The sequence below is a fragment of the Sphingomonas sp. genome, from assembly GCF_036731925.1.
Lineage (GTDB): Bacteria > Pseudomonadota > Alphaproteobacteria > Sphingomonadales > Sphingomonadaceae > Sphingomonas.
Genome location: NZ_DAINDJ010000002.1, coordinates 638,397 through 659,509 on the forward strand (window position 1 = coordinate 638,397; position 21,113 = coordinate 659,509).

Here is a 21,113-nt window from a genome sequence, read left to right on the forward strand (position 1 = left end):
GGCACCGAGTCACCGGACAGCGAACGGCGCTTCTGCGCCTTTCCTCCCGGTTTTTCCAGACTTGAGGTGGCCTTCGCCCGGGAGCATAGCCGCAGCCATGAAGAACCTAGAAAAAAAGATCATGCAGGCCTTTGAAGATCGGATCTTCGAGGGAGCCCTGCCCGGAGAGCTGGAAGGACTGGACGAGGCCGAGCGCACCGAGGTGGCGCGGTTCGTCGCGGAGACGGCGGCGGAACGCCCGCCGCAAACCGTGCGGCTCAATCTGGAAACTTATCAGGACGATGCCAGCCGCAAGATGCGGCTCGCGGTGATCAACGACGACATGCCGTTCCTCGTCGATTCGATCGCGGGCGCCATTGCCGCGTTCGACCTTGGGATCTTCCGCATCATCCACCCGATCCTGCCGGTGGAGCGCGACGCCAAGGGCCTGGTGACGGACATCGGCGAGAAGGCCAAGGATTCGCAGGCCGAATCGATGATCTACATCGAGATGGAGCGCGCCGACGCCCGCACCCGCCGCGCCCTGACCGGCGAGATCGAGCGCGTGCTGGAACATGTCCGCGACGTCGTTTCGGACTGGCGGCCGCTGCAGCAGGCCATCTCCATCGACGGCGCGCGGGTTCCCTCGCGCGAAGGCGAAGCGCTGCTCCGCTGGTTCGCCGACGATGCGATGACGCTGCTCGGCCATGAGAAATGGTCGGTCAGCGGGGAAAGCAGCGACCAGATCGGTCTTGCCCGCTACACCCACGAAGTGCCGTTGCTGGCAGAGACGTCGCGCAAGCTCGCGGTCGATTATTTCGAGATGGGCGGCGAGATCCCGCTGCTGCTCAAGTCCAACGCCACCTCCACGGTGCACCGCCGCGTGCCGCTCGACATCGTCGTGACGCCGACCATGACCGGCAATGACGTGACCGGCCTGTCGATCCATTACGGCCTGTGGACCAGCCAGGCGCTCAACACGCCCCCGGCGATGGTGCCGATGCTGCGTGGACGGCTGGAGATGCTCGAATCCAAGTTCGGCTTCGATCCCGCTGGCCACACCGGCAAGGCGATGACGCACGCGCTCACCGGCCTGCCGCACGACCTTACCACTGCCTTCGACCTTGAAGCGCTGGAAAGCCTGGTGCTCACCGCGATGTCGGTGGCGGATCGGCCGCGCTCGAAGCTGGTGCTGGTGCGCAGCACCCTGGGCCGCCACCTGTTCGCCTTTGTCTGGCTTCCGCGCGAGCAGGTCGCCGCCGGTCACCGCGAGACGATCGGCAACATGCTGGTCGAAGCGGCGCATGCGAAGATGATCAACTGGTCGATCGCGCTGGAAGACGGTGTGCTGGCGCAGCTGCGCTACACGCTCGACCTGCGCGGCGACACGACCATGCCGGACGAGGCCGAGCTCGACGCCCGCATCGCCCGCATGGTGCGCGGCTGGGCGCCGGCCGTGGAAGCGTGCCTCACCGACATCGCCGGCAGCGGCGCCGCCCGCCTGTCGCTGCGGCTCGCCAACGCCTTCCCCGACGTCTACCGCCTCACCCACACTCCCGAGGAAGCCGCGCAGGACATGGTGCGGATCGGCGGGCTCGAGGACGAGCACGCCCGGTCGGTCCGGATCGTGCCGCTGCGCGATGAGCCGGGCAAGTACCGGATCAAGCTCTATCGCCTGGGTGGCGCGCTGGCGCTGTCCGACGCGGTTCCGGCATTCGAGAATTTCGGCTTCCGCGTCATCGAGGAAGTGCCGACCGAACTGACCAACGGCGCGTTCATCCACGACTTCAAGGTCGAGCCGGCGACGCATAGTGAAATGCTGGATCGCGATCCGGCGATCGTCGAAGCCGCGGTTGCCGCAGTACTCGAAGGCCGCGCCGAGAACGACCTCTTCAATCGGCTGATCGTGGAAGCAGGCATCACCCCCGATGCCGTGGTGCTGCTGCGCGCTTGGTTCCGCTATCTGCGCCAGACCGGCATGCTCTACGGCATGGGCACGGTGGTAGACGCGCTGCGCCGAGCCCCGCTGGTCGCGCTCGCGCTCGTCGAGCGGTTCGAGGCGGCGCACAATCCCGCTCGCGGCGGCGACGACGAAGCGGTGGACCTTGCCGAGAAGACGATCGACGCTGGCCTCGCGCAGGTCTCCGCGATCGACGACGACCGTATCCTGCGGCTGTTCAAGGGCGTGGTGCTGGCGACGCTGCGTACCAACGCCTATGCCCCCGCCGGCGGAGAGGCGCTGGCGTTCAAGCTCGATTCGGCCAAGGTTCCGGGCCTGCCCGCGCCGCTCCCCTGGCGCGAGATCTGGGTGTACAGCCCGCGCGTGGAAGGCATCCATCTGCGCGCCGGCCCGGTCGCCCGCGGCGGCCTGCGCTGGTCCGATCGCCGCGACGACTTCCGCACCGAGATCCTGGGCCTGATGAAGGCGCAGCGCGTGAAGAACGCGGTGATCGTCCCGACGGGCGCCAAGGGCGGGTTCTACCCGAAGCAGCTCCCCTCGCCCGCCGTGGACAGAGACGCCTGGCTTGCCGAGGGCACCGAGAGCTATCGCATCTTCATCCGCGCGCTGCTGTCGATCACCGACAACATCGTCTCGGGCGAGGTGGTGCATCCCGAAGGCGTGACGGTGCTGGACGGCGAGGACCCGTACTTCGTCGTCGCAGCCGACAAGGGGACGGCGACCTTCTCCGACGTGGCGAATGCCCTCGCCATCGAGCGGAATTTCTGGCTTGGCGATGCCTTCGCCTCGGGCGGAAGCGTCGGCTATGACCACAAGGCGATGGGCATCACCGCCAAGGGCGCATGGGTCTCGGTCCGCCGCCACTTCCTCGAAATGGGCACCGACATCCAGTCCGAGCCGGTGACCGTGGCGGGCGTGGGCGACATGTCGGGCGACGTGTTCGGCAACGGCATGCTCCTGTCCAAGGCGATCAAGCTGGTCGCCGCGTTCGACCATCGCCACATCTTCCTCGATCCGAACCCGGATGCGGCGAAGAGCTGGGAGGAGCGCGCGCGCATGTTCGCGCTGCCGCGCTCGAGCTGGGCGGATTACAACCCCGACCTCATTTCCGAGGGCGGCGGCGTGTTCCCCCGCACCGAAAAGTCGATCCCGCTCAGCCCGCAGGTGAAGGCGCTGCTCGATCTCGACGTCGACAGCATCGATCCCAACGGGCTGATGATCGCGATCCTCAAGGCGCGGGTGGGCCTTCTCTGGTTCGGCGGCATCGGCACCTATCTGAAGGCCGCGAGCGAGAGCAACGGCGAGGTGGGCGATCCCGCCAACGACCGCATCCGCATCAATGCCGAGCAGGTCCGCGCGCGGGTGGTGGGCGAAGGCGCCAACCTTGGCGTCACCCAGGCGGCGCGCATCGCGTTCGCGCGGAACGGCGGCCGGCTCAACACCGACTTCATCGACAATTCGGCCGGCGTCGATTGCTCGGATAACGAGGTCAACATCAAGATCGCGCTCAACCGCGAGATGATCGAGGGCCGGCTCGGCTTCGAGGACCGCAACACGCTGCTGGCCTCGATGACCGACGACGTCGCGCATCTCGTGCTCGAGGACAATCGCCTCCAGACGCTGGCGCTCTCCTTCATGGAGAATGACGGTGCACTCGACCTGCCCAGCTATGTACGGGTGATCGAGATCCTGGAGGCAAGCGGACGGCTCGACCGCAATGTCGAGGGCCTGGGCTCGAACGAGGACCTGCTGCGCCGCGCGCAGGAAGGCCGCGGGCTCACCCGGCCCGAGCTGGCGGTGCTGCTCGCCTCGGCCAAGCTCGCGCTGCAGGACGCAATCGAGAAGGGCGACCTCGGGCATGACCCGGCGCTGGTCGGCGATCTCCACGCTGCCTTCCCCCGCGCCATGCAGGAGCGCTTCGGCAAGGCGATCGACGAGCACCGTCTGCGCAACGAGATCGTCGCGACCAAGCTCGCCAATCGCGTGGTCAACCGGCTGGGCGTGCTCCATCCGTTCGAGCTGGCGGAAGAGGAAGGCGCCGCGATGCGCGACATCGCCGCGATGTTCGTCGTCGCCGAACAGCTGCTCGGCCTGCCCGCGCTGTGGGAAGCGGTGGAAACCGCCGAGATCAGCGAAGGCGCCCGTGTCGCGCTGCTGGACGAGGTGGCGGTGGCGGTGCGCGGACAGATCGCCGATCTGCTGCGCGTCACCCGCCCGGGCGCCAGCCCGGCCGAGGTGATCGAACGCCTCAAGCCCGGCTTCGAGGCGCTCGGCCGCGAAGCCAAGGGCCTGATGCTGGAGGAAGTGCGCGCCCAGGCCGATCGGCTGTGCGGCAAGCTCACTGCTGCCGGCGCCCCGCGCGAGCTGGTGGACCGCGTGGTCCGGGTGTTCGAGCTGGACGGCGGCGTCGGGCTCGCCGACCTCGGCCAGCGCCGCGGCATCGACGAGCTGGTGCTCACCCGTGCCTTCACCTCGCTCGGCCAGGCGCTCGGCCTCGACTGGGCACAGGCCACGGCGGCACGGATCACCACCGGCGACGTGTGGGAGCGCCTGCTGATCGCCGGCCTCGCCCGCGACTTCCAGCAGCTGCGGCTGGAGTTCCTTGCCCGTGTCGACGGGCAGGACCCGCAGGCAGTGGTGGATGCGTGGCTGGCCGAGCACCGCGCGCGCGTCGACCAGTTCAGCGCGCTGGTACGGCGCGCGCGCCAGTCGGCCGTGCCGAACGCGGCGATGCTCGCGCAGATCGCGGGCCAGGCTCGCGTGCTGCTCGGGCGGGAATGACCCTAACGCCCCCTCCCGCTCGCGCGGGAGGGGGAGAATAGCGCCCTATCCCTGGAGCGCCGCCAGCATCTCGAGCAGGTCCTCCGGAAAGATCGGCTCGTCATGCGCGGCGATCTGGTCGCGCGTAAACCAGCGCCAGCCGCGCATTACCCGCTGCTCCAGTGCGGTGTGCCCGGCGGTGTCGATCGCCTCGGCCGCCGTGTGGACGAGGAAGTAGCGCTCATCCGCCCACACCGGCACGCCTTCGATCGTCACGAACTCCACGACTCGCTGCGCGACCTCGGGTCCGGGATCGGCGTCGATCCCGGTCTCCTCCAGCAGCTCGCGCCGTGCGGCATCCGCATAGCTTTCGCCCGGATCCACCGCACCGCCCGGCGTACACCAAAAGGGCGGCCGGTCGCTGGGATCGAAGCGGAACAGCAATACCCGGTCCTGCCCGTCGAGCAGCAGGATTCGCGCCGCGGGGCGCGCGATGCGCGTGCTCATTCGCCGGGCGCAGTCGCCTTGATCGCCAGCGCGTGGATGCGCGTGGCAAGCAGATCGGCCAGCGCGTGGTTCACCTTGCGCTGGCGAGCGACGCGGTTGAGCCCGGCGAATTCGGGGCTCTCGATGGTGACAGTGAAGTGCGTCTCCCCCGTCCCGTCATCGCCCAGATGCCCGCGATGCTGGGCACTGTCGTTGCTGACATGGAGGTGTGACGGGGCGAGCGCAGTGCGCAGGCGATCGGCGATCAGATCGGCCAACGGGCCGGTGGCGAGGTCGTTCATCGCGCCTATATAGGCGGTTTGTTCGAGGGAGTCGCGTGGCTAGCCATCAGCCGAAAAGGGATCGTCCGAATGCCCGTTTCCACGGTCGTGTGGAAGCGGAGGGAAGGCTGTGCGCCGAACCTGGCTGCACCGCCGCCGGTGAATTCCGCGCGCCGCCGCTGGAAGGCGCGCGCAGCAGCTTCGACGGCCCGCCGCCGTTCCGCTGGCTGTGCCTGGATCATGTCCGTGCGTTCAATTTCGGCTACAACTTCTTCTCGGGCATGAGCCCCGACGAAATTCACGAGGCACAGCGCCCGATCGCCGGGTGGGAGCGCGAGACGCGCGCGTTCAGCGCCAACCCCGATGTGCCGCCGCGCTGGGCCGATTTCGCCGATCCGCTGGATGCGATCGGCGCCCGCTTCCGGGATCGGATGAAGGACCGCGGCGAGCGCAAGGACGGCCGGCCGCTCTCCGGCGCCGACCGCGATGCGCTGAAGGTTCTCGACCTGGAGATCGATTCGGATCGCACCGCGCTCCGCAAACGCTACTCGGAGCTCGTCCGGAAATATCACCCGGACCGCAATGGGGGCGACCGCAGCCACGAGGCGCGGCTGCAGCGGGTCATCACGGCGTATCAGCAGTTGAAGGGGTCAGCAGCGTTCGCCTGAGCTACGCGGTAGCCTGCCCGCTCACCAGCCCGAACACCGCACCATCCGGATCCACCGCCTGGAGCACCCGCTCCCCGCCGGGAACATCCATCGGCCCGTTGACCACCGTGCCTCCCGCCGCCTCAACGCGCCCCTTCGCTGCGTCCACGTCATCGACCCGGAAGTAGAAGCTCCAGCCCGGCCGCGCGCCGGGCGGGCACGGCATGATCGCACCCATCGGCTCGCCGCCGTCATGGCCGATGAAGCTGTACTCGCCCAACTCGCCCATCGGCATGCCACCCATACGGGTGATGCCGAACTGGCGATGGTAGAAGCCCAGCGCGCCTTCCGCCTCCGGCGACAGTAGCTCATTCCAGCCGACATGGCCCGGCCCATGTCGCTGGTAGACGGTACTGGTCGCCCCCTCGGTTGCGCCCCGCATGACATAGAAGGGCACGCCCTGCGGATCGGTGACCATCGCGATCCGGCCGACACCCGGCGCGTCCCAGGCAGGCACCAGCACCTTGCCGCCTTCGCCCAGGATCGCCGCGACGCTCGCATCGACGTCGTCCACCCCGAAATAGGCGAGCCAGGTCGGGCTCGCCCCCGCTGCGAGCATTGCCTCGTCGAGCTGCAGCATCCCCCCGGCGTTGCCGTCCGGCGCCGCGATCATGCGATAGTCTGGTCCCGCGGGTGGTGGAGCGCCGACCTGCCAGCCGACAACTTCCCCGTAGAAGGACGAAGCACGCGTGGCATCGCGCGTCATCAGTTCGTACCAGATGATCTCACCCTGTCGATTGGTCATCGCGTCTTCCTTCCTGCCTCACGCCTCGCCCAGATCCACGATCGGTTCGAAGCCGCCCCAGAACATGCGCTTGGTGTCGAACGGCATCGGCAGCCCCTCCATCTCCGGATCCGCCATCATCGCCGCCCAGCCGTTGTCGCGCGTCGACTTGTCGGGCCAGGTCACCCAGGCGAGGACGACCGTCTCGCCCTCCTCCGCCCTGGTCGCCCTGTAGAAATCGGTTGTCGTGCCGTGCGGCACGTCCTGCGCCCAGCATTCGACGACACGCGTTGCACCCGCGGTGCGCAGCTTGGTGGCCGTTTTCAGCGCGAGTTCGGTGTAGGAATCGCGGTTCGCTTCCGGCACCGGCAGCACATATCCATCCACATAGGCCATGATCGCTCTCCTCAGGCGGGTTCGGGCATCTCCGTCCGCGCTTGGACTCAGGCCGGCTCGGCCGCCGCCATGGCCGCGGCAGCGGCTGCCATGTCCATGTGAAACGGCTCGAAGATATGCCCGTCGGGATCGGTGAAGGTGCGGCCGTACATGAAGCCCATGTCCTGCACCGGCCGTATGTCCCCGGTACCCCCCGCCGCCTCTGCCTTGGCCACCAGCGCATCTACCGCAGCCCGGTCTCCCAGCGGCAGCGCGATCAGCACTTCGGTAACGGCCTGCGCATCAGCAACCGCGCGCGGCGTGAAGGTCTGGAAGAAGTCCCGGTGCAGCAGCATGAAGGTCAGCGATTCCGACAGCACCATTGCGCTGGCCGTGGGCCCGCTGAACTGCGGGTTCTTCGTGCAGCCGATCGCTTCGTAGAAGGCGGTCGCGCGCGGTACATCGGCCACCGGCAGGTTCACGAACACGGCGTCCGGCATCGTCTTCTCTCCCGTTAGGCGCCGTTTTCGAGTCGCGCCCTGCTTGATTCGTGCCTCGCCTGATCCTAAAAAACAACCGTGAAGTTAGAAAAGGTAACTACCGTTAAACGCCGCTACGAGGATGCCTGCGGCACTGCCCTCGCCCTGGAGTTCGTCGGCGAGCGTTGGGCCCTGCTGATCATCCGCGAGCTGCTGCTCGGCCCGCGACGCTTCGGCGAGATCCGCGCCGGCCTTCCGGGCTTGAGCGCCAATGTGCTCACCCAGCGGCTGGCCGGGCTGGAGGCAGACGGCATTGTCGTGCGCGAGAAACTGCCGCCACCTGCCAGCGTGCAGGTCTATGCACTCACCCCCTGGGGGTATGAAGCGGAGCCGGTGATCCTGGCGATGGGCCGCTGGGCGCTGCGCTCGCCGCAGCACGATCCCTCGCTGCCCTCTTCGCGCGTTTCGCTGATGCTCGCGTTGCGCATGCTGATGCTGCCCGACAGGGCGGCAGGCTGGGCGGGCCGCATCGGATTCCGGCTGGGCGAGGAGACCTATCTCGCCACCGTCGCTGAAGGTGCGTTCGGGATCACCCGCGGCACGCTCGCCGGTGCCGAGGCCGTGTTCGTCGGCGAACCCAATGATTTCCTGCCGGTGCTGTTCGGCACCATGCCGCTCGCCATGGCACTGGCCGAGGGCCGGTTCGTTGTCGAAGGGGACCTGGCCCGCGCGGCCGCCTTCGCCACGCTGTTCCTGCTGCCGCCGAAAATCGGCGGCTGACCCTCCCATTGGGACATGCGGTTGCAGTGCGGCAAACAAGCCACTAGGTCCGGTGCGACTGAAGGATTTGATATGGCCGACATCCCCAACACCCTGCCCGACAGCCGGGACTCCACGATCCTCGACGCACCCGACAAGATGGTGAAGGTGCGCGACCTGTTCGGGATCGACATCGACATGGAAGTCCCCGCGTTCAGCGAGGCGGACGAGCGCGTGCCCGATCTGGACCCCGCCTATGTCTTCGATCCGGATACCACGCTCGCGGTGCTGGCCGGCTTCGCGCACAATCGCCGCGTGATGATCCAGGGCTATCACGGCACCGGCAAATCCTCGCACATCGAGCAGGTCGCCGCGCGACTCAACTGGCCGTGCATCCGCATCAACCTCGACGCGCATATCAGCCGCATCGACCTGATCGGCCGCGACGCGATCGTGCTGAAGGACGGCCAGCAGATCACCGAATTCCGCGAAGGCCTGCTGCCTTGGGCGCTGCAGACCCCGACGGCTTTGGTGTTCGACGAATATGATGCGGGCCGCCCGGACGTGATGTTCGTGATCCAGCGCGTGCTGGAGACCGAGGGCAAGCTGACCCTGCTCGACCAGAACCGGGTGATCCGCCCGAGCCCCTGGTTCCGCCTGTTCGCCACCGCCAACACGGTGGGCCTGGGCGATACCAGCGGCCTGTATCACGGCACGCAGCAGATCAACCAGGGCCAGATGGACCGCTGGAACATCGTGGTCACGCTCAACTATCTACCAGCCGCCACCGAGGCGCGGATCGTGCTCGCCAAGTCCGGCGAATATGACAAGCCGGGCGGCAAGGAGACGGTGGAGAACATGGTCCGCGTGGCCGAGCTCACCCGCCGCGGCTTCATCAACGGCGACATCTCGACTGTGATGAGCCCGCGCACCGTGATCACCTGGGCACAGAATGCGCTGATCTTCGGCGATATCGGCTTCGCGTTCCGCCTATCCTTCCTCAACAAGTGCGACGATGCCGAGCGGGCGCAGGTGGCCGAATATTACCAGCGCGTGTTCGGCAAGGACCTGCCGGAGAGCGTCGTCGGCCGCGCCTGAGCGGCATGGCACTGTGGCATTCCTTCCCCCCGCGCGGGGGAAGGATGCTGTTCCGGCCCGGATCAGTCGCCCGACTGGGGCTGCACGATCAGGATGTCGAGATCGCGGTCCGGCAGCCAGTTGCGATGTCGCACCTCGAACTGCGTGGCGGAGATCTTTCGCACGCCGTCGGCGCAGAAGCTGATCAGATTCGCGGGCGTCCCCTTGTCCACGACCAGGCGGAAATCCCCGATCGGCGCACGCCAGTTCGCGCCGGTCTTCAGCACATAGCTGACCCGCAGCTCGGGCAGTGCGCGCTCGGCACCGCGTGCGGATTGCGCCAGCCTGTCGACGCCCGCCAGAAACGCCGCGTCTGCACAATAGGTGGCGCCATAGGCCCTGCCCTCTGCAGTGCGCCGAAATGCCGGATCCGCCAGCGGCGTTTCGACGCTGCCACCCGTACCCGGCACATAGCGATGCTCCACCACCAGGTCGCGTCCGGCGGGGAACAACTGCGTCCAGTGATAGGCCTGGCGCACCGTCCACACGGCATTCAGCTGGCGATTCCCGGCGCCCTGGCGGCCGCCTTCCTCCGCCGTCACGAGGCCGAGCGCGAGCAGCTTGTCCTGCTCGGCCGGGCCCAGGGCATCAAGCCGGACCTCCGGTTCCGCGATCGGCACCTTCAGCGCGGTGAGCAGCGCCGTATAGTCTTTTCCCTTCAGCACGGCCTTCTGCTCGAGCGCCATCAACACGCGCTTGCCTTCCACGGTGGTGACAAAGCCGGAAGGATAGGCGACGTCGCCCCCCTCTCGCTCCGACAGGTCGATATCGGGCATCGGGAAGGCGACAACCGTGCGCACGTCCTTGGCCGTGCGATTTCGGAAGACATAGTGCACGCGCACCGCGTCGGCGGAGATGAAGAGATCCTCCGACGCCATTTCGATGGCGTCCGTCTTGCGCAGCACGAGTCCCCCTGCCGCCATCTCGGCCGTGCTGTCATTGGCAGCCGCCGGCGCGCCGAGCAGAACCCCGGCAAGGGTCGACACGAGGGACTTGCGCATGTTTTCCTCTTTATTGAAACCGGTCAGCGATCGCACTGCCCTACAGGGGAGGTCGCACTCAGACCAGCCAAAGGCACGTGCCGGCGTTCATGCACCGCCCGCAGGCGGAAGCGACACCTCCACCCCTTACGCGGCGTTGTCGACCTTTCGAACCTCGACCACGGCCTCGTCGAACCCCACCAGCAGACGGGCGTTGACGCCGATCCTGCCGAAATCCTCGCCCAGCGTCGCCCAGTGCGTTCCGCATCCGCAGGCGGGGCAATGATGGATGCCGATCATCCGGTCGCCCCAGACATAGGCAACGGTCTCACCGGTGATGCGAACCTCGTGCGGCGGATAATAGGCCGTGCGCCATGCCTGCTTGCGGCAGAGCGAGCAGTTGCAGTCCGCCACCCAGTCAGGGGCGCTAGGCACCTCCAGGCGCACCCTTCCGCAATGGCAGCTGCCTTGAACACCCATGCCGCCTTGTAGCGCTCCGCCGGGCAAACCCCAACCTGTCAATGCGGCGCCTAGGCGTCCGCCCAGCGCCGCAGCAGATTGTGGTACACGCCGGTGAGCGACACCACCTCCGCATGCCCCTGCCCCACCTCGCCGGCGAGCGCCTGGATCGAGCGGTCGAGGTCGAACAGGATGCGCCGTGCGCCATCGTCACGCACCATCGACTGGAGCCAGAAGAAGCTTGAGGTCCGCGCGCCGCGCGTCACCGGTTCCACGCGGTGGAGGCTCGACGAGGGATAGAGGATCGCATGCCCCGCAGGCAGCTTCACGCTCTGCTCGCCGAACAGCCCCTCGATGCGCAGCTCGCCGCCGTCATAGGCCTCGGGCGGCTCGAGGAATACGGTCATCGACAGGTCGGACCGGATGCGGAAATCGCTGCCGCGCTGGATGCGGATCGCATTGTCCACATGCGTCCCGAACGCCTGACCGCCGGCATAGCGGTTGAACAACGGCGGAAACACCTTGAGCGGCAGCGCAGCGGCGACGAACAGCGGCGAACGCGCCAGCGCGTCGAGAATGATCGCGCCGGCCTTGCGATGCGCCTCGCCGCCTTCGGGCAGCTGCTCGTTGCGCTTGGCGAGCGCCGATTGCGCGCCCGAGGTGACGTTGCCGTCGACCCATTCCGCCGCATCGATGATGCCGCGGATCTGCGCGACTTCGTCTGCGGTCAGCAGGTCGGGAATCGGAATCAGCAAAGATGGGTCTCCAGTTCCGGCCAGGGCGAGCGGCGGAGCCAGTCGCGGGCCTTTTCCACGAAGGCCGGAGTCGCGGTTTCGCGGCAGCGCTTCAGCCAATAGGCCGCCGTCTCCAGCAGCCCGTCGCCCGCCAGCATGCGGGCATGGTTGAACGCGCCGCGGAAGTCGCCGCCCTCGGCCGCGCGAGCATAGCAGTCTGCCGCCTTGGCCATGTCCTGCGGCACCACCCAGCCATCCTCGTGAAAGCTGCCGACATAGTTGATGGCCTTGGCGTTGCCCGTCGCCGCGGCCTTTTCGAACCAGCCGAGCGCAGCGGCCTTGTCCTCGGTCAAGCCTTCGCCAAGCGCGAGTGCCGTCGCATAATTATACATGCCCCAGTCGAGCCCGCGCTCGGCCGCGACGCGGAAGCATTCGGCGGCGCGGACCTTGTCGATGGTCGTTCCCCAGCCCAGGTCGTAGCACCGCCCGAGCATGTTGAGCGCCATGAGATGTCCGGCCTTGGCGGCGCGGCCGAACCAAGCGAACGCCTCCGTCTTGCGGCCCTGGTCTAGCAGCATCTGCCCCCAGACGGCTTGTGCCTCCGCCACGCCCGCTTCGGCGCCCTCACGAATGAGCGCCGCCCGCCCCTCCGGGGAACCGGAGAGACGGGCGGCGATGTCTTCTGCGCTGAGGGCGTCGAGCGCGACGCGCATCAGAACTTCACACTCACCGTCGCGAAGGCCGAGCGGCCCGGCGCGATCGTCGCATAGTGCGACGTATAGGCCTGGGTGAAATAGGTCTTGTCGGTGAGGTTCTGGACGTTGGCGCTCACCCCGATCTTCGGCGTGAACTGATAGGCAAGCCGCGCATCGAAGCGCCAGTAGGACGGAACGGAGCGGACGATCACCTTGGTTGCCGTGGTCTGCGTGGCGCTGCGATTGTCCTGATAACCGCCAATCATCGTGCTGGCGTAGAAGGCGCCGCCGCCGAAGCTGAACTTGCTGGTCGGCTTGACGTCAGCCCACAGCGTGAAGCTGTCCTTCACCGTCTGCGGCGCCTGGCGCCCGGTGTTGACCGACGGCAGCAGGATCGTGCCAAACACGGTGTATCCGCCATCGACGATCTTCGGATCAAGGTGGGTATAGCCGCCGAACATCGTAAGCCACTTGGTGACGTTGCCGTTGAAGTTGAACTCGAAGCCCCGGATCCGGCGCTTGCCGATGAACTCCGCCGTGTTGTTCGGGCCGTTGACGCGGGCATTCTGGGTGTCGGTCTGGAAGACGGCGGCGGTCAGCGACAGCTGCTCGTCGAACAGGTTGGCCTTGGCACCGACCTCGTAGGACTTGGTCTTCTCCACCTTCAGGCTGTCCAGCACCGCGGCGGCGCTGACGTTCGTGCCAAGGCCGTTTCCTTCCTGGCCCTCGCCGACCAGGCTGTTCGGCGGCGTCGCGGCGGTGGCATAGCTCGCATAGAGGCTGGTATTGTGGGTCGGCTTGAACACCAGACCCGCCTGCCAGTTGAACAGGTTGTTCGTCTTGCTGAGCTGGAAGGTGCTGGTGGCGGCGGCCGCCTGGCCCGGCGTCACGGTCGACTTGAAGCGATCATAGCGCACGCCGACGTTCAGGATCAGCTGCGGCAGCAGCGTGATCGAATCGAAGCCATAGACGGCCACCGTGCTTGCGTCGTTCTGCGTCTCGGTGATCGGGGCGCCCTTCACGATCGGGGTCTGCACCGTCGAGGTGTCGTTGGTGTAGTTCACCCAGGGCTGCTGCACCGGATTGAAGACGCTGGTGCAATAGAAGCGCGCGATCGTCGCCGCGTTGCAGCGCGGGCTGGCCCCGAAGCCGCTGGCGACCACGAAGGTCCCGCGCCGCGCCTTCTCCCAGCTCACTTCCACGCCGGTCGAGAAGCTGTGCTTGATCGAGCCGGTCTCGAACGTGCCGTAGAGGTCGGTCTGGTTGCTCAGCGTCTGCGTGTAGCCATAGCGGGTGTTGGCGCGCTGCCAGACCAGGCCGCCGGTCAGCACGTCGCCGCGCGCGGCGGCCGCGCCGGTCGCCGGCGTTGCCGAGGTACCGTAGACGTTGCCCTGGCTGTCGTCCGGCAGGGTGAAGATATAGGCCTGGTCGGTATGGCTGTAGCGCGCGGTGTTGCGCAGCGTGATGCCGCCGAAATCATGCTCGGCGCGCAGCGTCGCCTGGTTCGTTGTCGCATCGCGGAAGTCGCGCGCGGCGATGCCGTAGTAGTTGTTGCGATCGACATGCCCCTTCACGCCCGCAATGGTGGTGAAGTCCCCCATCACCGGCTGGCTGAGGATCGTGCCGGTGCCCGGCGCATTCGCCAGCGTATAGGCATAGGGAATGCCGCTGTCGGGCAGCTCGTGGCTTTCGAGATAGTAATAGGACGCGGTCAGCCGGGTGTTGGTGCCCATGCCGATCGTAACCGACGGGGCCACGCCCCAGCGGCGCTGCCAGATCGCGTCGCGACCGGCGACATCCTGGTCGTGCCACAGCGCCGCGATCCGCACGCCCACCTTGTCGGCAAGCTTGTGGTTCACGTCGAGCGTGAAGCGCTTGAAATCGGCGGTGCCGGCGCTCGCCGTCCCGGCGACGAAGTTGCCCTCGACGGGAAGCTTCGAGATGATGTTGATCGACCCGCCGGCGCTGCCGCGACCGCCCAGCGTCGAATCCGAGCCGCGTACGATCTGCACCTGCTCGGTAGCAAAGACTTCGCGGGTCTGCGCGCCGATGTCGCGCACCCCGTCAAGGAAGGTCGAGCCCTGGCTGTCAAAGCCGCGAATGAAGGGGCGATCGCCGATCGGGTTGCCGCCCTCGGCCGCGCCGAAGGTGATGCCCGGCACCGTCCGCAGCGCATCGGCGAGGCTGGTCGATCCGGTCTGCTCGATCACCTCACGGGAGAGCACGACCACCGAGCGCGGCGTGTTGACGAGCGGCGCCACTGCCTTGGGGCCGACCTGCTCCCGGACCTTCTGGCCGGTGACGACGATCCGGTCCTGATCGTCGGGATCGGCAACAGCGCCGTCCGAATCAGCATGCGCCGGAGCGGTGGCGACGAAGCCTACGCAGGCGAGCGCGAGGAAAGCAGGAACGCGGTTGGACGGTACAGGCGAGGAAGAACGCAAGGCAGGTAACCCCCGGGAATTATCGTTACGCGCCTGCTATTGAGAACGCCTCGCAGAGTCAACGCTAATGCGAGCGGTTTGCACGATTTGGCTGATTGCTGCCTTGAGAGCCATGTCGATCATCCTCGCTTGGCAGGAACCGACCTGGCACAATTAGGCCCGATCAGATAACGTCTGCGGTTTCTCGTACTTCTAAGGGACTGTGCGCCACCATCGTCAAGCCGCCGAACGACAGATGGATCAGGCAAACGCTGGCGGACGCCGAGTCAGAGCCTGCTGTGCTGGCCGCCCACGGCCGCTAGAAACGCGAGCGGATGCCGCTCAGTCGCGCCCGCTGGCCATCAGCCAGGTGCGGATCGCGCTCGCCAGGTTCGGCGGATCGTCGGCGCCGATGCGGGCATGGTCGATCGCGGCCACCAGGGCGCTTAGCGGGAGCGATGCGTCGACTGCCGCTGCCTCCAGCGCCGACCAGAAGATCGGCTCCAGGCTGATCGAAGTAGGGTGCCCGGCGATCGTGATCGATCGCTTCACCGGCCCGTGAAAGCCCCCGGGCGGCGGCACGACTTCCAGCGCCGCCACTGCGTCACGCCGTATCGAACAGGGCCGCCAGCTGCTCGACCATCGTGCCCGCCAGCTGCTCGGCATCCATGATCGTGACGGCGCGGCTGTAATAACGCGTCACGTCATGGCCGATGCCGATCGCCGCCAGCTCCACCGGCGAGCGCGCCTCGATCCAGCCGATCACCTGGCGCAGATGCCGCTCCAGATACGAACCCGAGTTCACCGACAGAGTCGAATCGTCGACCGGCGCGCCGTCCGAGATCACCATCAGGATCTTGCGATCTTCCGGCCGCGCGATCAGCCGCGAATGCGCCCAGAGCAACGCCTCGCCATCGATATTCTCCTTGAGCAGCCCCTCGCGCATCATCAGCCCGAGCGACTTCTTGGCGCGGCGCCACGGCTCGTCCGCCTGTTTGTAGACGATGTGGCGGAGGTCGTTCAGGCGCCCCGGCTGCGCGACCCGGCCTTCGCCCAGCCACTTCTCGCGCGACTGGCCGCCCTTCCAGGCGCGGGTGGTGAAGCCGAGCACCTCGGTCTTCACGCCCACCCGCTCCAGCGTCCGCGCAAGGATGTCCGCGCTGATCGCCGCGATCGAGATCGGGCGGCCGCGCATCGAGCCCGAATTGTCGATCAGCAGCGTGACCACCGTGTCCTTGAACTCGGTGTCGCGCTCCACCTTGTAGCTGAGCGACTGCATCGGGTTCACCACCACGCGGGCCAGCCGCGCCGCATCGAGCAGCCCCTCGTCCTGGTCGAAGTCCCAGCTGCGGCTCTGCTGCGCCATGAGGCGCCGTTGCAAGCGGTTGGCGAGCTTGGTCACCGCGCCCTGCAGATGCACCAGCTGCTGATCCAGATACGAGCGCAGCCGCTCCAGCTCGTCGGTGTCGCACAGGTCGGTGGCGGCGACGACCTCGTCGAACTGGGTCGTATAGGCGCGGTATTCGAAGCTGGGCGGCAGGTCGCTCCACGGGCGGTTGGGGCGAACGGGCATCATGCCTTCGTCGCCGTCGTCGCCCGGCTCGCCGTCGCCGTCGTCCATCCCTTCGGATTGCTGCTCCTGGTCGCCTTCCTCGCCCTGTTCAGACTCACGCTGCTCGCCGCGTGCCTCGGTCTGCCCCTCGCCCTGCTGCTGCTGGGACTCGCCTTCTTCTTCGCCCTGTTCCTGCTGTTCTTCCTGGCCCTCGTCCTCGCCGCCCCCTTCATCGGCTTCGTCGGGGACCATCTCGCCCTCGGTCAGCTCGAGGTCCTGGAGCAGCTTGGCAGCGAGAGCCGAAAAGGCGTTCTGATCGTCGATGGCCATCGCCATCGCATCGAGGTCCGATCCCGCCTTTTCCTCGACCCAGTCGCGGACCAGCCCAAGCCCGAGCGCGGCGCTCGACGGCGACTCGCGGCCGGTCAGCCGCTCGCGGACCATCAGGCCGAGCGCGGTCGACAGCGGCACCTCGTCGCGGGTGCGGGCGCGGCCGATCGGGTCCGAGCGCAGTCGCATCGCCAGCGCCTGTTCGAGATTGTCGGCAATCCCCGCATAGCCGCGCGAGCCCAGCGCCTCGACACGGGCCGTCTCGATCGCGTCGTACACGGCGCGGGCGACCGGCTCGCGCGGTGCGGTGCGACCGTGCAGCGTCGCATCGTGGTGACGCATCCGCAGCGCGAAGCTGTCGGCAAAGCCGCGCGCCTCGGCCACCTGCTCGGGCGGCAGCGTGCGCGCGGGCATCGGCACCTTGACGGTCTTGCCGCTCTGGAACGGCGCATCGGCCGTGAAGCCGAATTCGAGTTCGTCGGCACCCGAAAGCGCGCGCGCGGTGCCCGCGAGCACGTCGCGAAGCCGATCGAGGGGAGAGTCCTGCGCCATCCCTCCCACATGCGCCGCATGGGCCAGAAGTCAAGGAAACGCCGGCATCGCTGCCGGCGTCCTTTGGTTCACTTCACCCCCAGGAAGGGCACCGGCCCGGTGCCGCCCATATAGGTGGGCAGCTGGCCGTTCCATTTCTCCACCGCGCGAAGATGGACGATCTCCGGATTGGTGCGGATCGCCTCCGCCTCGACCTGGATCGCCTTGGCATCGCCCGCGGCCTTGGCGATGCGTGCCTCGGCATCGGCCTTTGCGGTCTCGACATTGGCCTTCGCCGCCAGCGCCTGCTGTTCGTTGGCGATCTTGGCGTTGATCTGGTTCAGCACCGCCTCCGGCACGACGATGTTGCCCGCCCAGTAGATCTGCTCGACCTGCAGACCGACGGGTGCGAAGAAGGCTTGCACCCGCCTGGTCGCGGTGGCGATCAGCTCGGCCTTGTGGGTGCCGTAGATTTCCTCGACGCCTAGCTGCGCTGCGCGCTCGACAATCGCATTGCGGATCGCGTTACGCAACGGACCCGCGATGATCTCGTCCATGTCCGTGCGATACCGCTGGAACAGGATCGACGCGCGCGCCGGATCGACATGGTAGGACACGCCTACGTCGGCGCGCAGCGAGAGGCCGTTCTTGTCCTGGAAGCTGAAGGCCTCGTCGATCGGGCTCTGCTCGGTGTGCGACGCCGTCCAGGTATAGGTGCGGGTGAACACCGGATACTGGTAGATGTGCGTGCCCGGCAGCGCGACGTACCAGCCAACGGACAGCGGTTCCGGCCGCACGCCGCCTGCGATGTTGTTCACCCGAATGCCCACCTGCCCCGGCTCGACCCGCGCGAAGCTGCTCAGGCCGAAGATGGCCAGCGCGATGGCGATGGTGATCCACAGCCAGCTGCGCCCCAGCAGCCGGAACATGCCGAAGCCGCCGCCGAAATTCCCCGGTTGATATGCCATTTCTCAAGTCCATGAAAATGGAGGAGAAGCGTCCTCCCGCGCCACGTTCGGGCGGGGGCGACCTTGATGTCGCCCACGCGTGGATGCGCGCGGCCGAACTGATCGGACCGGTTGGTCAATGGTCAGGTGGAGGTCGGGCGGGATGCGCGGCCGAAGGACTTCGGTTGCGCAGGCAGGACGACACAGCAACAGCCAAATCGCGGAACAGATGCCGGCAAGACCGGCGATCCCACAATCCTACAGCTCAAGCCAAAACGTCGCTAATCCCTGCTCCTTGTGCAGCACCGAAGTTGGAGGCGAATCTACGCCTTTTGTTGCGCTGCGCAAGCGAAACCGGAAGGCGCACTGCCGATTCCGGCGCCTGGCGTCAGCCGAGCATCGCCTGCAGGGTAGGCGACAGGCGCTCGGAAATTGCCGCGCCGTCACGCACCACCATGTGCACGGCGAGCGACTGCTGCTCGGCGAGAATCATGCCGGCGGGCCCCAGCACGGTGAGCGCCGTCGCCCATGCATCAGCGAACATCGCTTCGCGGTGCAGCACCGATACCGAGACCACCTGATTGTCGATCGGCCAGCCGGTACGCGGATCGATGCTGTGCGCGTAGCGGCGCCCGTCGCGCTCGAAGAAACGGCGATAGTCGCCCGAGGTCGCGACCGAGAGGCCGTGGAGCGCGATGCGCACCGGCGCCAGCGTGGTTTCCGGCACCGGCTCCAGCTCTACCCACCAGGGCTGGCCGTCGGGCTTGATCCCCTCGCCGCGGAGCTCGCCGCCGATCTCGATCAGGAAGTCCTCGATGCCCAGCGCGATCAGGCGCTCCGCCACCGCATCGACGGCATAGCCCTTGGCGATGCCCGACAGGTCGACCTGCACCGCCTCGCGCCGGCGGATGCGTGCTTGCTGGCGGTCGAACTCCAGGTGCCGCGCACCGGACATGATCTTCGCCTCGCCGATCGCATAGGCGCTCGGTACGTCGTGGCGCGTACCCGCCGGCCCAAAGCCCCAGAGGTCGGCGAGCACCCCCGCGGCCGGATCGAAGGCGCCGCGGCTGGCTTCGTGCACCGCGAAGGCAGCGTCCAGCACCCGCGCCGCCTCGGGCGAAAGCGGGTGCCAGTGGCCGAGCATCCCCCGGTTGAACCGGCCGACGCGCGACCCCGGCTCCCAATGGCTGAACTCGGCGATCATCCGCATCAGCACGCCCTGCACGGTCTCGCGCACGTCTTCGGGCGGATCGACGACGACGAGTCGCCAGGTCGTGCCCATCGTCGCGCCGCCGAAGGTTGCGACAGGCGCAGCCGATTGCCGCCGGTGGAACGCCGCCGGCGACAGGCTTTCGGGAACGGCAATACGAGCTTCGGCGATCAGGGTGCCAGTACCTCCAGCGTGGTCGTGTAGCCGACCCGGCGGCCGGAGGGAACGCCCCCCATGCCCTGCGGTGCGCCCGCTGCGGGACGCGCCCCGGCACCCTGGGCCTGCTGCGGGCGCTGGCCTTCGCCTTCCGGCTGCGGCGCATTCTGGGTCACGTTGATCCAGTACATGCCGGCCTCGGGCCACTTGATGGTCACCTTGCCTGCCGCGTCGGTGCGCTGTTCCATCTGCTTCGGCGCCGCGCGATAGCGGCCGTTGCCGAGAATGGTGGTCACGTACAGGCCGGACGCCGGCTTGCCGTCGAGCAGGAACTGGAAGGTGGCGGGCTCATCCGCCACCAGATCGTTCGGGTGCGTCACCGGCACCAGCTCGATGCCCTGGCCCGTCGGCTTGAACACGGTGCTGGTCGGCGCGCCCTGCGTCACGAAGATCTCGTTGCGCGCCAGCATCTCGGTGGTCTGCACGTCGGTGGCGCCTGCCGGGATCACGCTGGCGAGCTGCGCCTTGGTGGTGCCGCGCGGGATCATCTTGGTCTCGCCGTTCAGCGTGTAGCGGCCGAACACGCCCTGGTTCACCACTGCGATCCGGTACGTGCCCTGCTGCGTCAGATGCACGTCGAAGGTCGCGCGGAACTGGCCGATATTGTGGTGCTCGGCCTTGCCCTCGCTGCCGTCGGGCTGAGTGATCGTAGGAATGACGCCCAGCGGACGGTGATCGAAATAGAACAGGTCGTTCGACACCGCGGCGTCCACCGTCACCCAATTGTCGGTGCCGGAGACGACCGTCGACGACGGCAACAGCCACATGCGATGGGCAATGGCGGCCGGTGCGGCCAGCGCGGTGACGGCGGCGAGCGCGAAAAGCGGCTTGCGGAACTTCATGATGCTGGATCCCCCGTGTTAGCGCTTGAGCGTGAACGAAACGGCGCCGAGCTCGGCGGCGCCCTTGGCCGTGGCGGTGGCGCTGCTGCCGTTCCAGGCGAAGGGCAGGCGCACGACCTCGCGGCCGCCAACCTCGCGCGCGGCTTCCACCACCAGCGTGTACTGGCCGGGGGTCAGCGCCGGCATGCCGCCCTTGCCCGCGACCAGGCGCTGCTTCTGCACGCCGGGCGCGCGAGTCGCACCGCTCACGCCGTCGGCGGGAAAGCTCATCGTGCGGCCCGAGGCGCGCCACCACTGGCGCAGATCGTGCAGCCACTTGGTGCCCTCGCCGCCGCGCTTGTCGACATCATACCAGACGGAGAGCGTGCGGGGCGTCTGCCCCTCCTTCTCCAGCCACACCGCCACATAGGGCTTGTGATATTCCGCCACCCGGATGCGCGGCAGTTCGATCGACAGGTCCATGGTCTGCGCCGCGGCCGCGTTCGGCAGCAGCGCGCCGGCGCCGAGCGCGGCAGTGGTGAATGCGGTCAGGCGAAACTGCATGAAA

20 protein-coding genes are annotated in these 21,113 nt (G+C 67.5%); 4 read left to right on the forward strand and 16 right to left on the reverse strand.

Translation table 11 applies throughout. The annotated features are described in order from the left end of the window. Positions 1 to 97: 97 nt before the first annotated feature. Positions 98 to 4,720 (forward strand): NAD-glutamate dehydrogenase, encoded by a 4,623-nt coding sequence (locus V7E00_RS12455; RefSeq protein ID WP_333572962.1) that lies wholly within the window; start codon positions 98 to 100, stop codon positions 4,718 to 4,720. A gap of 45 nt (positions 4,721 to 4,765) precedes the next feature. On the opposite strand, the gene V7E00_RS12460 is transcribed toward V7E00_RS12455, so the two are convergent. Both V7E00_RS12460 and V7E00_RS12465 read right to left on the reverse strand, forming a co-directional pair. After that, a complete protein-coding gene (locus tag V7E00_RS12460; protein WP_333572963.1) occupies positions 4,766 to 5,206 on the reverse strand; it encodes an NUDIX hydrolase in 441 nt (146 codons plus the stop codon). Continuing rightward, on the reverse strand, positions 5,203 to 5,487 hold the full coding sequence (locus V7E00_RS12465) for a BolA family protein (RefSeq protein WP_333572964.1): 285 nt from the start codon (positions 5,485 to 5,487) through the stop codon (positions 5,203 to 5,205). Before V7E00_RS12465 ends, V7E00_RS12460 begins: the two co-directional genes overlap by 4 nt. Positions 5,488 to 5,576: 89 nt before the next feature. Between V7E00_RS12465 and V7E00_RS12470 the strand changes: the two genes are divergently transcribed. Next, positions 5,577 to 6,134, forward strand: coding sequence for a J domain-containing protein (locus V7E00_RS12470; RefSeq protein WP_333573859.1), 558 nt, complete (start codon positions 5,577 to 5,579; stop codon positions 6,132 to 6,134). 1 nt (position 6,135) lies between these two features. Here the strand turns inward: V7E00_RS12470 and V7E00_RS12475 are convergent, their stop codons facing one another. Genes V7E00_RS12475 through V7E00_RS12485 form a run of 3 tightly spaced genes read right to left on the reverse strand, consistent with a single transcriptional unit; the run spans position 6,136 to position 7,772 of the window. Beyond that, the gene (locus V7E00_RS12475) at positions 6,136 to 6,918 is read right to left on the reverse strand and encodes a VOC family protein (RefSeq protein WP_333572965.1); all 783 of its coding nucleotides are present in this window, start codon (positions 6,916 to 6,918) and stop codon (positions 6,136 to 6,138) included. A gap of 18 nt (positions 6,919 to 6,936) precedes the next feature. After that, the gene (locus tag V7E00_RS12480; protein WP_333572966.1) at positions 6,937 to 7,293 is read right to left on the reverse strand and encodes a DUF1428 domain-containing protein; all 357 of its coding nucleotides are present in this window, start codon (positions 7,291 to 7,293) and stop codon (positions 6,937 to 6,939) included. A gap of 47 nt (positions 7,294 to 7,340) precedes the next feature. Then, positions 7,341 to 7,772, reverse strand: coding sequence for a VOC family protein (locus V7E00_RS12485; RefSeq protein WP_333572967.1), 432 nt, complete (start codon positions 7,770 to 7,772; stop codon positions 7,341 to 7,343). A 78-nt stretch (positions 7,773 to 7,850) separates the two neighbouring features. Between V7E00_RS12485 and V7E00_RS12490 the strand changes: the two genes are divergently transcribed. Both V7E00_RS12490 and cobS read left to right on the forward strand, forming a co-directional pair. Continuing rightward, positions 7,851 to 8,531, forward strand: coding sequence for a winged helix-turn-helix transcriptional regulator (locus V7E00_RS12490; protein WP_333572968.1), 681 nt, complete (start codon positions 7,851 to 7,853; stop codon positions 8,529 to 8,531). Positions 8,532 to 8,603: 72 nt separating this feature from the next. Further along, on the forward strand, positions 8,604 to 9,608 hold the full coding sequence (cobS, locus tag V7E00_RS12495; protein ID WP_333572969.1) for a cobaltochelatase subunit CobS: 1,005 nt from the start codon (positions 8,604 to 8,606) through the stop codon (positions 9,606 to 9,608). Between the two features lie 62 nt (positions 9,609 to 9,670). Here cobS and V7E00_RS12500 read toward each other — a convergent pair whose 3' ends face one another. The 11 genes from V7E00_RS12500 to V7E00_RS12550 all read right to left on the reverse strand — a co-directional run bounded on the left by V7E00_RS12500 (position 9,671) and on the right by V7E00_RS12550 (position 21,109). Further along, the gene (locus V7E00_RS12500) at positions 9,671 to 10,648 is read right to left on the reverse strand and encodes a DUF4424 domain-containing protein (RefSeq protein ID WP_333572970.1); all 978 of its coding nucleotides are present in this window, start codon (positions 10,646 to 10,648) and stop codon (positions 9,671 to 9,673) included. Positions 10,649 to 10,774: 126 nt separating this feature from the next. After that, entirely contained in the window at positions 10,775 to 11,107 is a 333-nt protein-coding gene (locus tag V7E00_RS12505) for a GFA family protein (protein ID WP_443019193.1), read from the reverse strand. 50 nt (positions 11,108 to 11,157) lie between these two features. Continuing rightward, the gene (locus tag V7E00_RS12510) at positions 11,158 to 11,841 is read right to left on the reverse strand and encodes a Fe2+-dependent dioxygenase (protein ID WP_333572972.1); all 684 of its coding nucleotides are present in this window, start codon (positions 11,839 to 11,841) and stop codon (positions 11,158 to 11,160) included. Continuing rightward, on the reverse strand, positions 11,835 to 12,533 hold the full coding sequence (locus V7E00_RS12515; RefSeq protein WP_333572973.1) for a tetratricopeptide repeat protein: 699 nt from the start codon (positions 12,531 to 12,533) through the stop codon (positions 11,835 to 11,837). The genes V7E00_RS12510 and V7E00_RS12515 overlap by 7 nt, the downstream gene beginning before the upstream one ends. Next, positions 12,533 to 14,959, reverse strand: coding sequence for a TonB-dependent receptor (locus V7E00_RS12520; protein WP_333572974.1), 2,427 nt, complete (start codon positions 14,957 to 14,959; stop codon positions 12,533 to 12,535). The genes V7E00_RS12515 and V7E00_RS12520 overlap by 1 nt, the downstream gene beginning before the upstream one ends. A 321-nt stretch (positions 14,960 to 15,280) precedes the next feature. Continuing rightward, positions 15,281 to 15,538, reverse strand: a complete 258-nt coding sequence (locus tag V7E00_RS12525) for a ribbon-helix-helix domain-containing protein (RefSeq protein WP_333572975.1) — start codon at positions 15,536 to 15,538, stop codon at positions 15,281 to 15,283. Between the two features lie 4 nt (positions 15,539 to 15,542). Continuing rightward, a complete protein-coding gene (gene cobT, locus V7E00_RS12530; protein WP_333572976.1) occupies positions 15,543 to 17,372 on the reverse strand; it encodes a cobaltochelatase subunit CobT in 1,830 nt (609 codons plus the stop codon). A 68-nt stretch (positions 17,373 to 17,440) separates the two neighbouring features. Then, positions 17,441 to 18,319 (reverse strand): prohibitin family protein, encoded by an 879-nt coding sequence (locus V7E00_RS12535; protein ID WP_333572977.1) that lies wholly within the window; start codon positions 18,317 to 18,319, stop codon positions 17,441 to 17,443. Between the two features lie 367 nt (positions 18,320 to 18,686). After that, positions 18,687 to 19,580 carry an FAD:protein FMN transferase gene (locus tag V7E00_RS12540; protein ID WP_333572978.1) on the reverse strand — a complete coding sequence of 298 codons (894 nt, stop codon included), beginning with the start codon at positions 19,578 to 19,580 and terminating at the stop codon, positions 18,687 to 18,689. 98 nt (positions 19,581 to 19,678) lie between these two features. Next, positions 19,679 to 20,566: a DUF4198 domain-containing protein gene (locus V7E00_RS12545; RefSeq protein ID WP_333572979.1), complete on the reverse strand. Its 888-nt coding sequence runs from the start codon at positions 20,564 to 20,566 to the stop codon at positions 19,679 to 19,681. Positions 20,567 to 20,584: 18 nt separating this feature from the next. Beyond that, entirely contained in the window at positions 20,585 to 21,109 is a 525-nt protein-coding gene (locus V7E00_RS12550) for a DUF2271 domain-containing protein (protein ID WP_333572980.1), read from the reverse strand. Positions 21,110 to 21,113 lie beyond the last annotated feature (4 nt).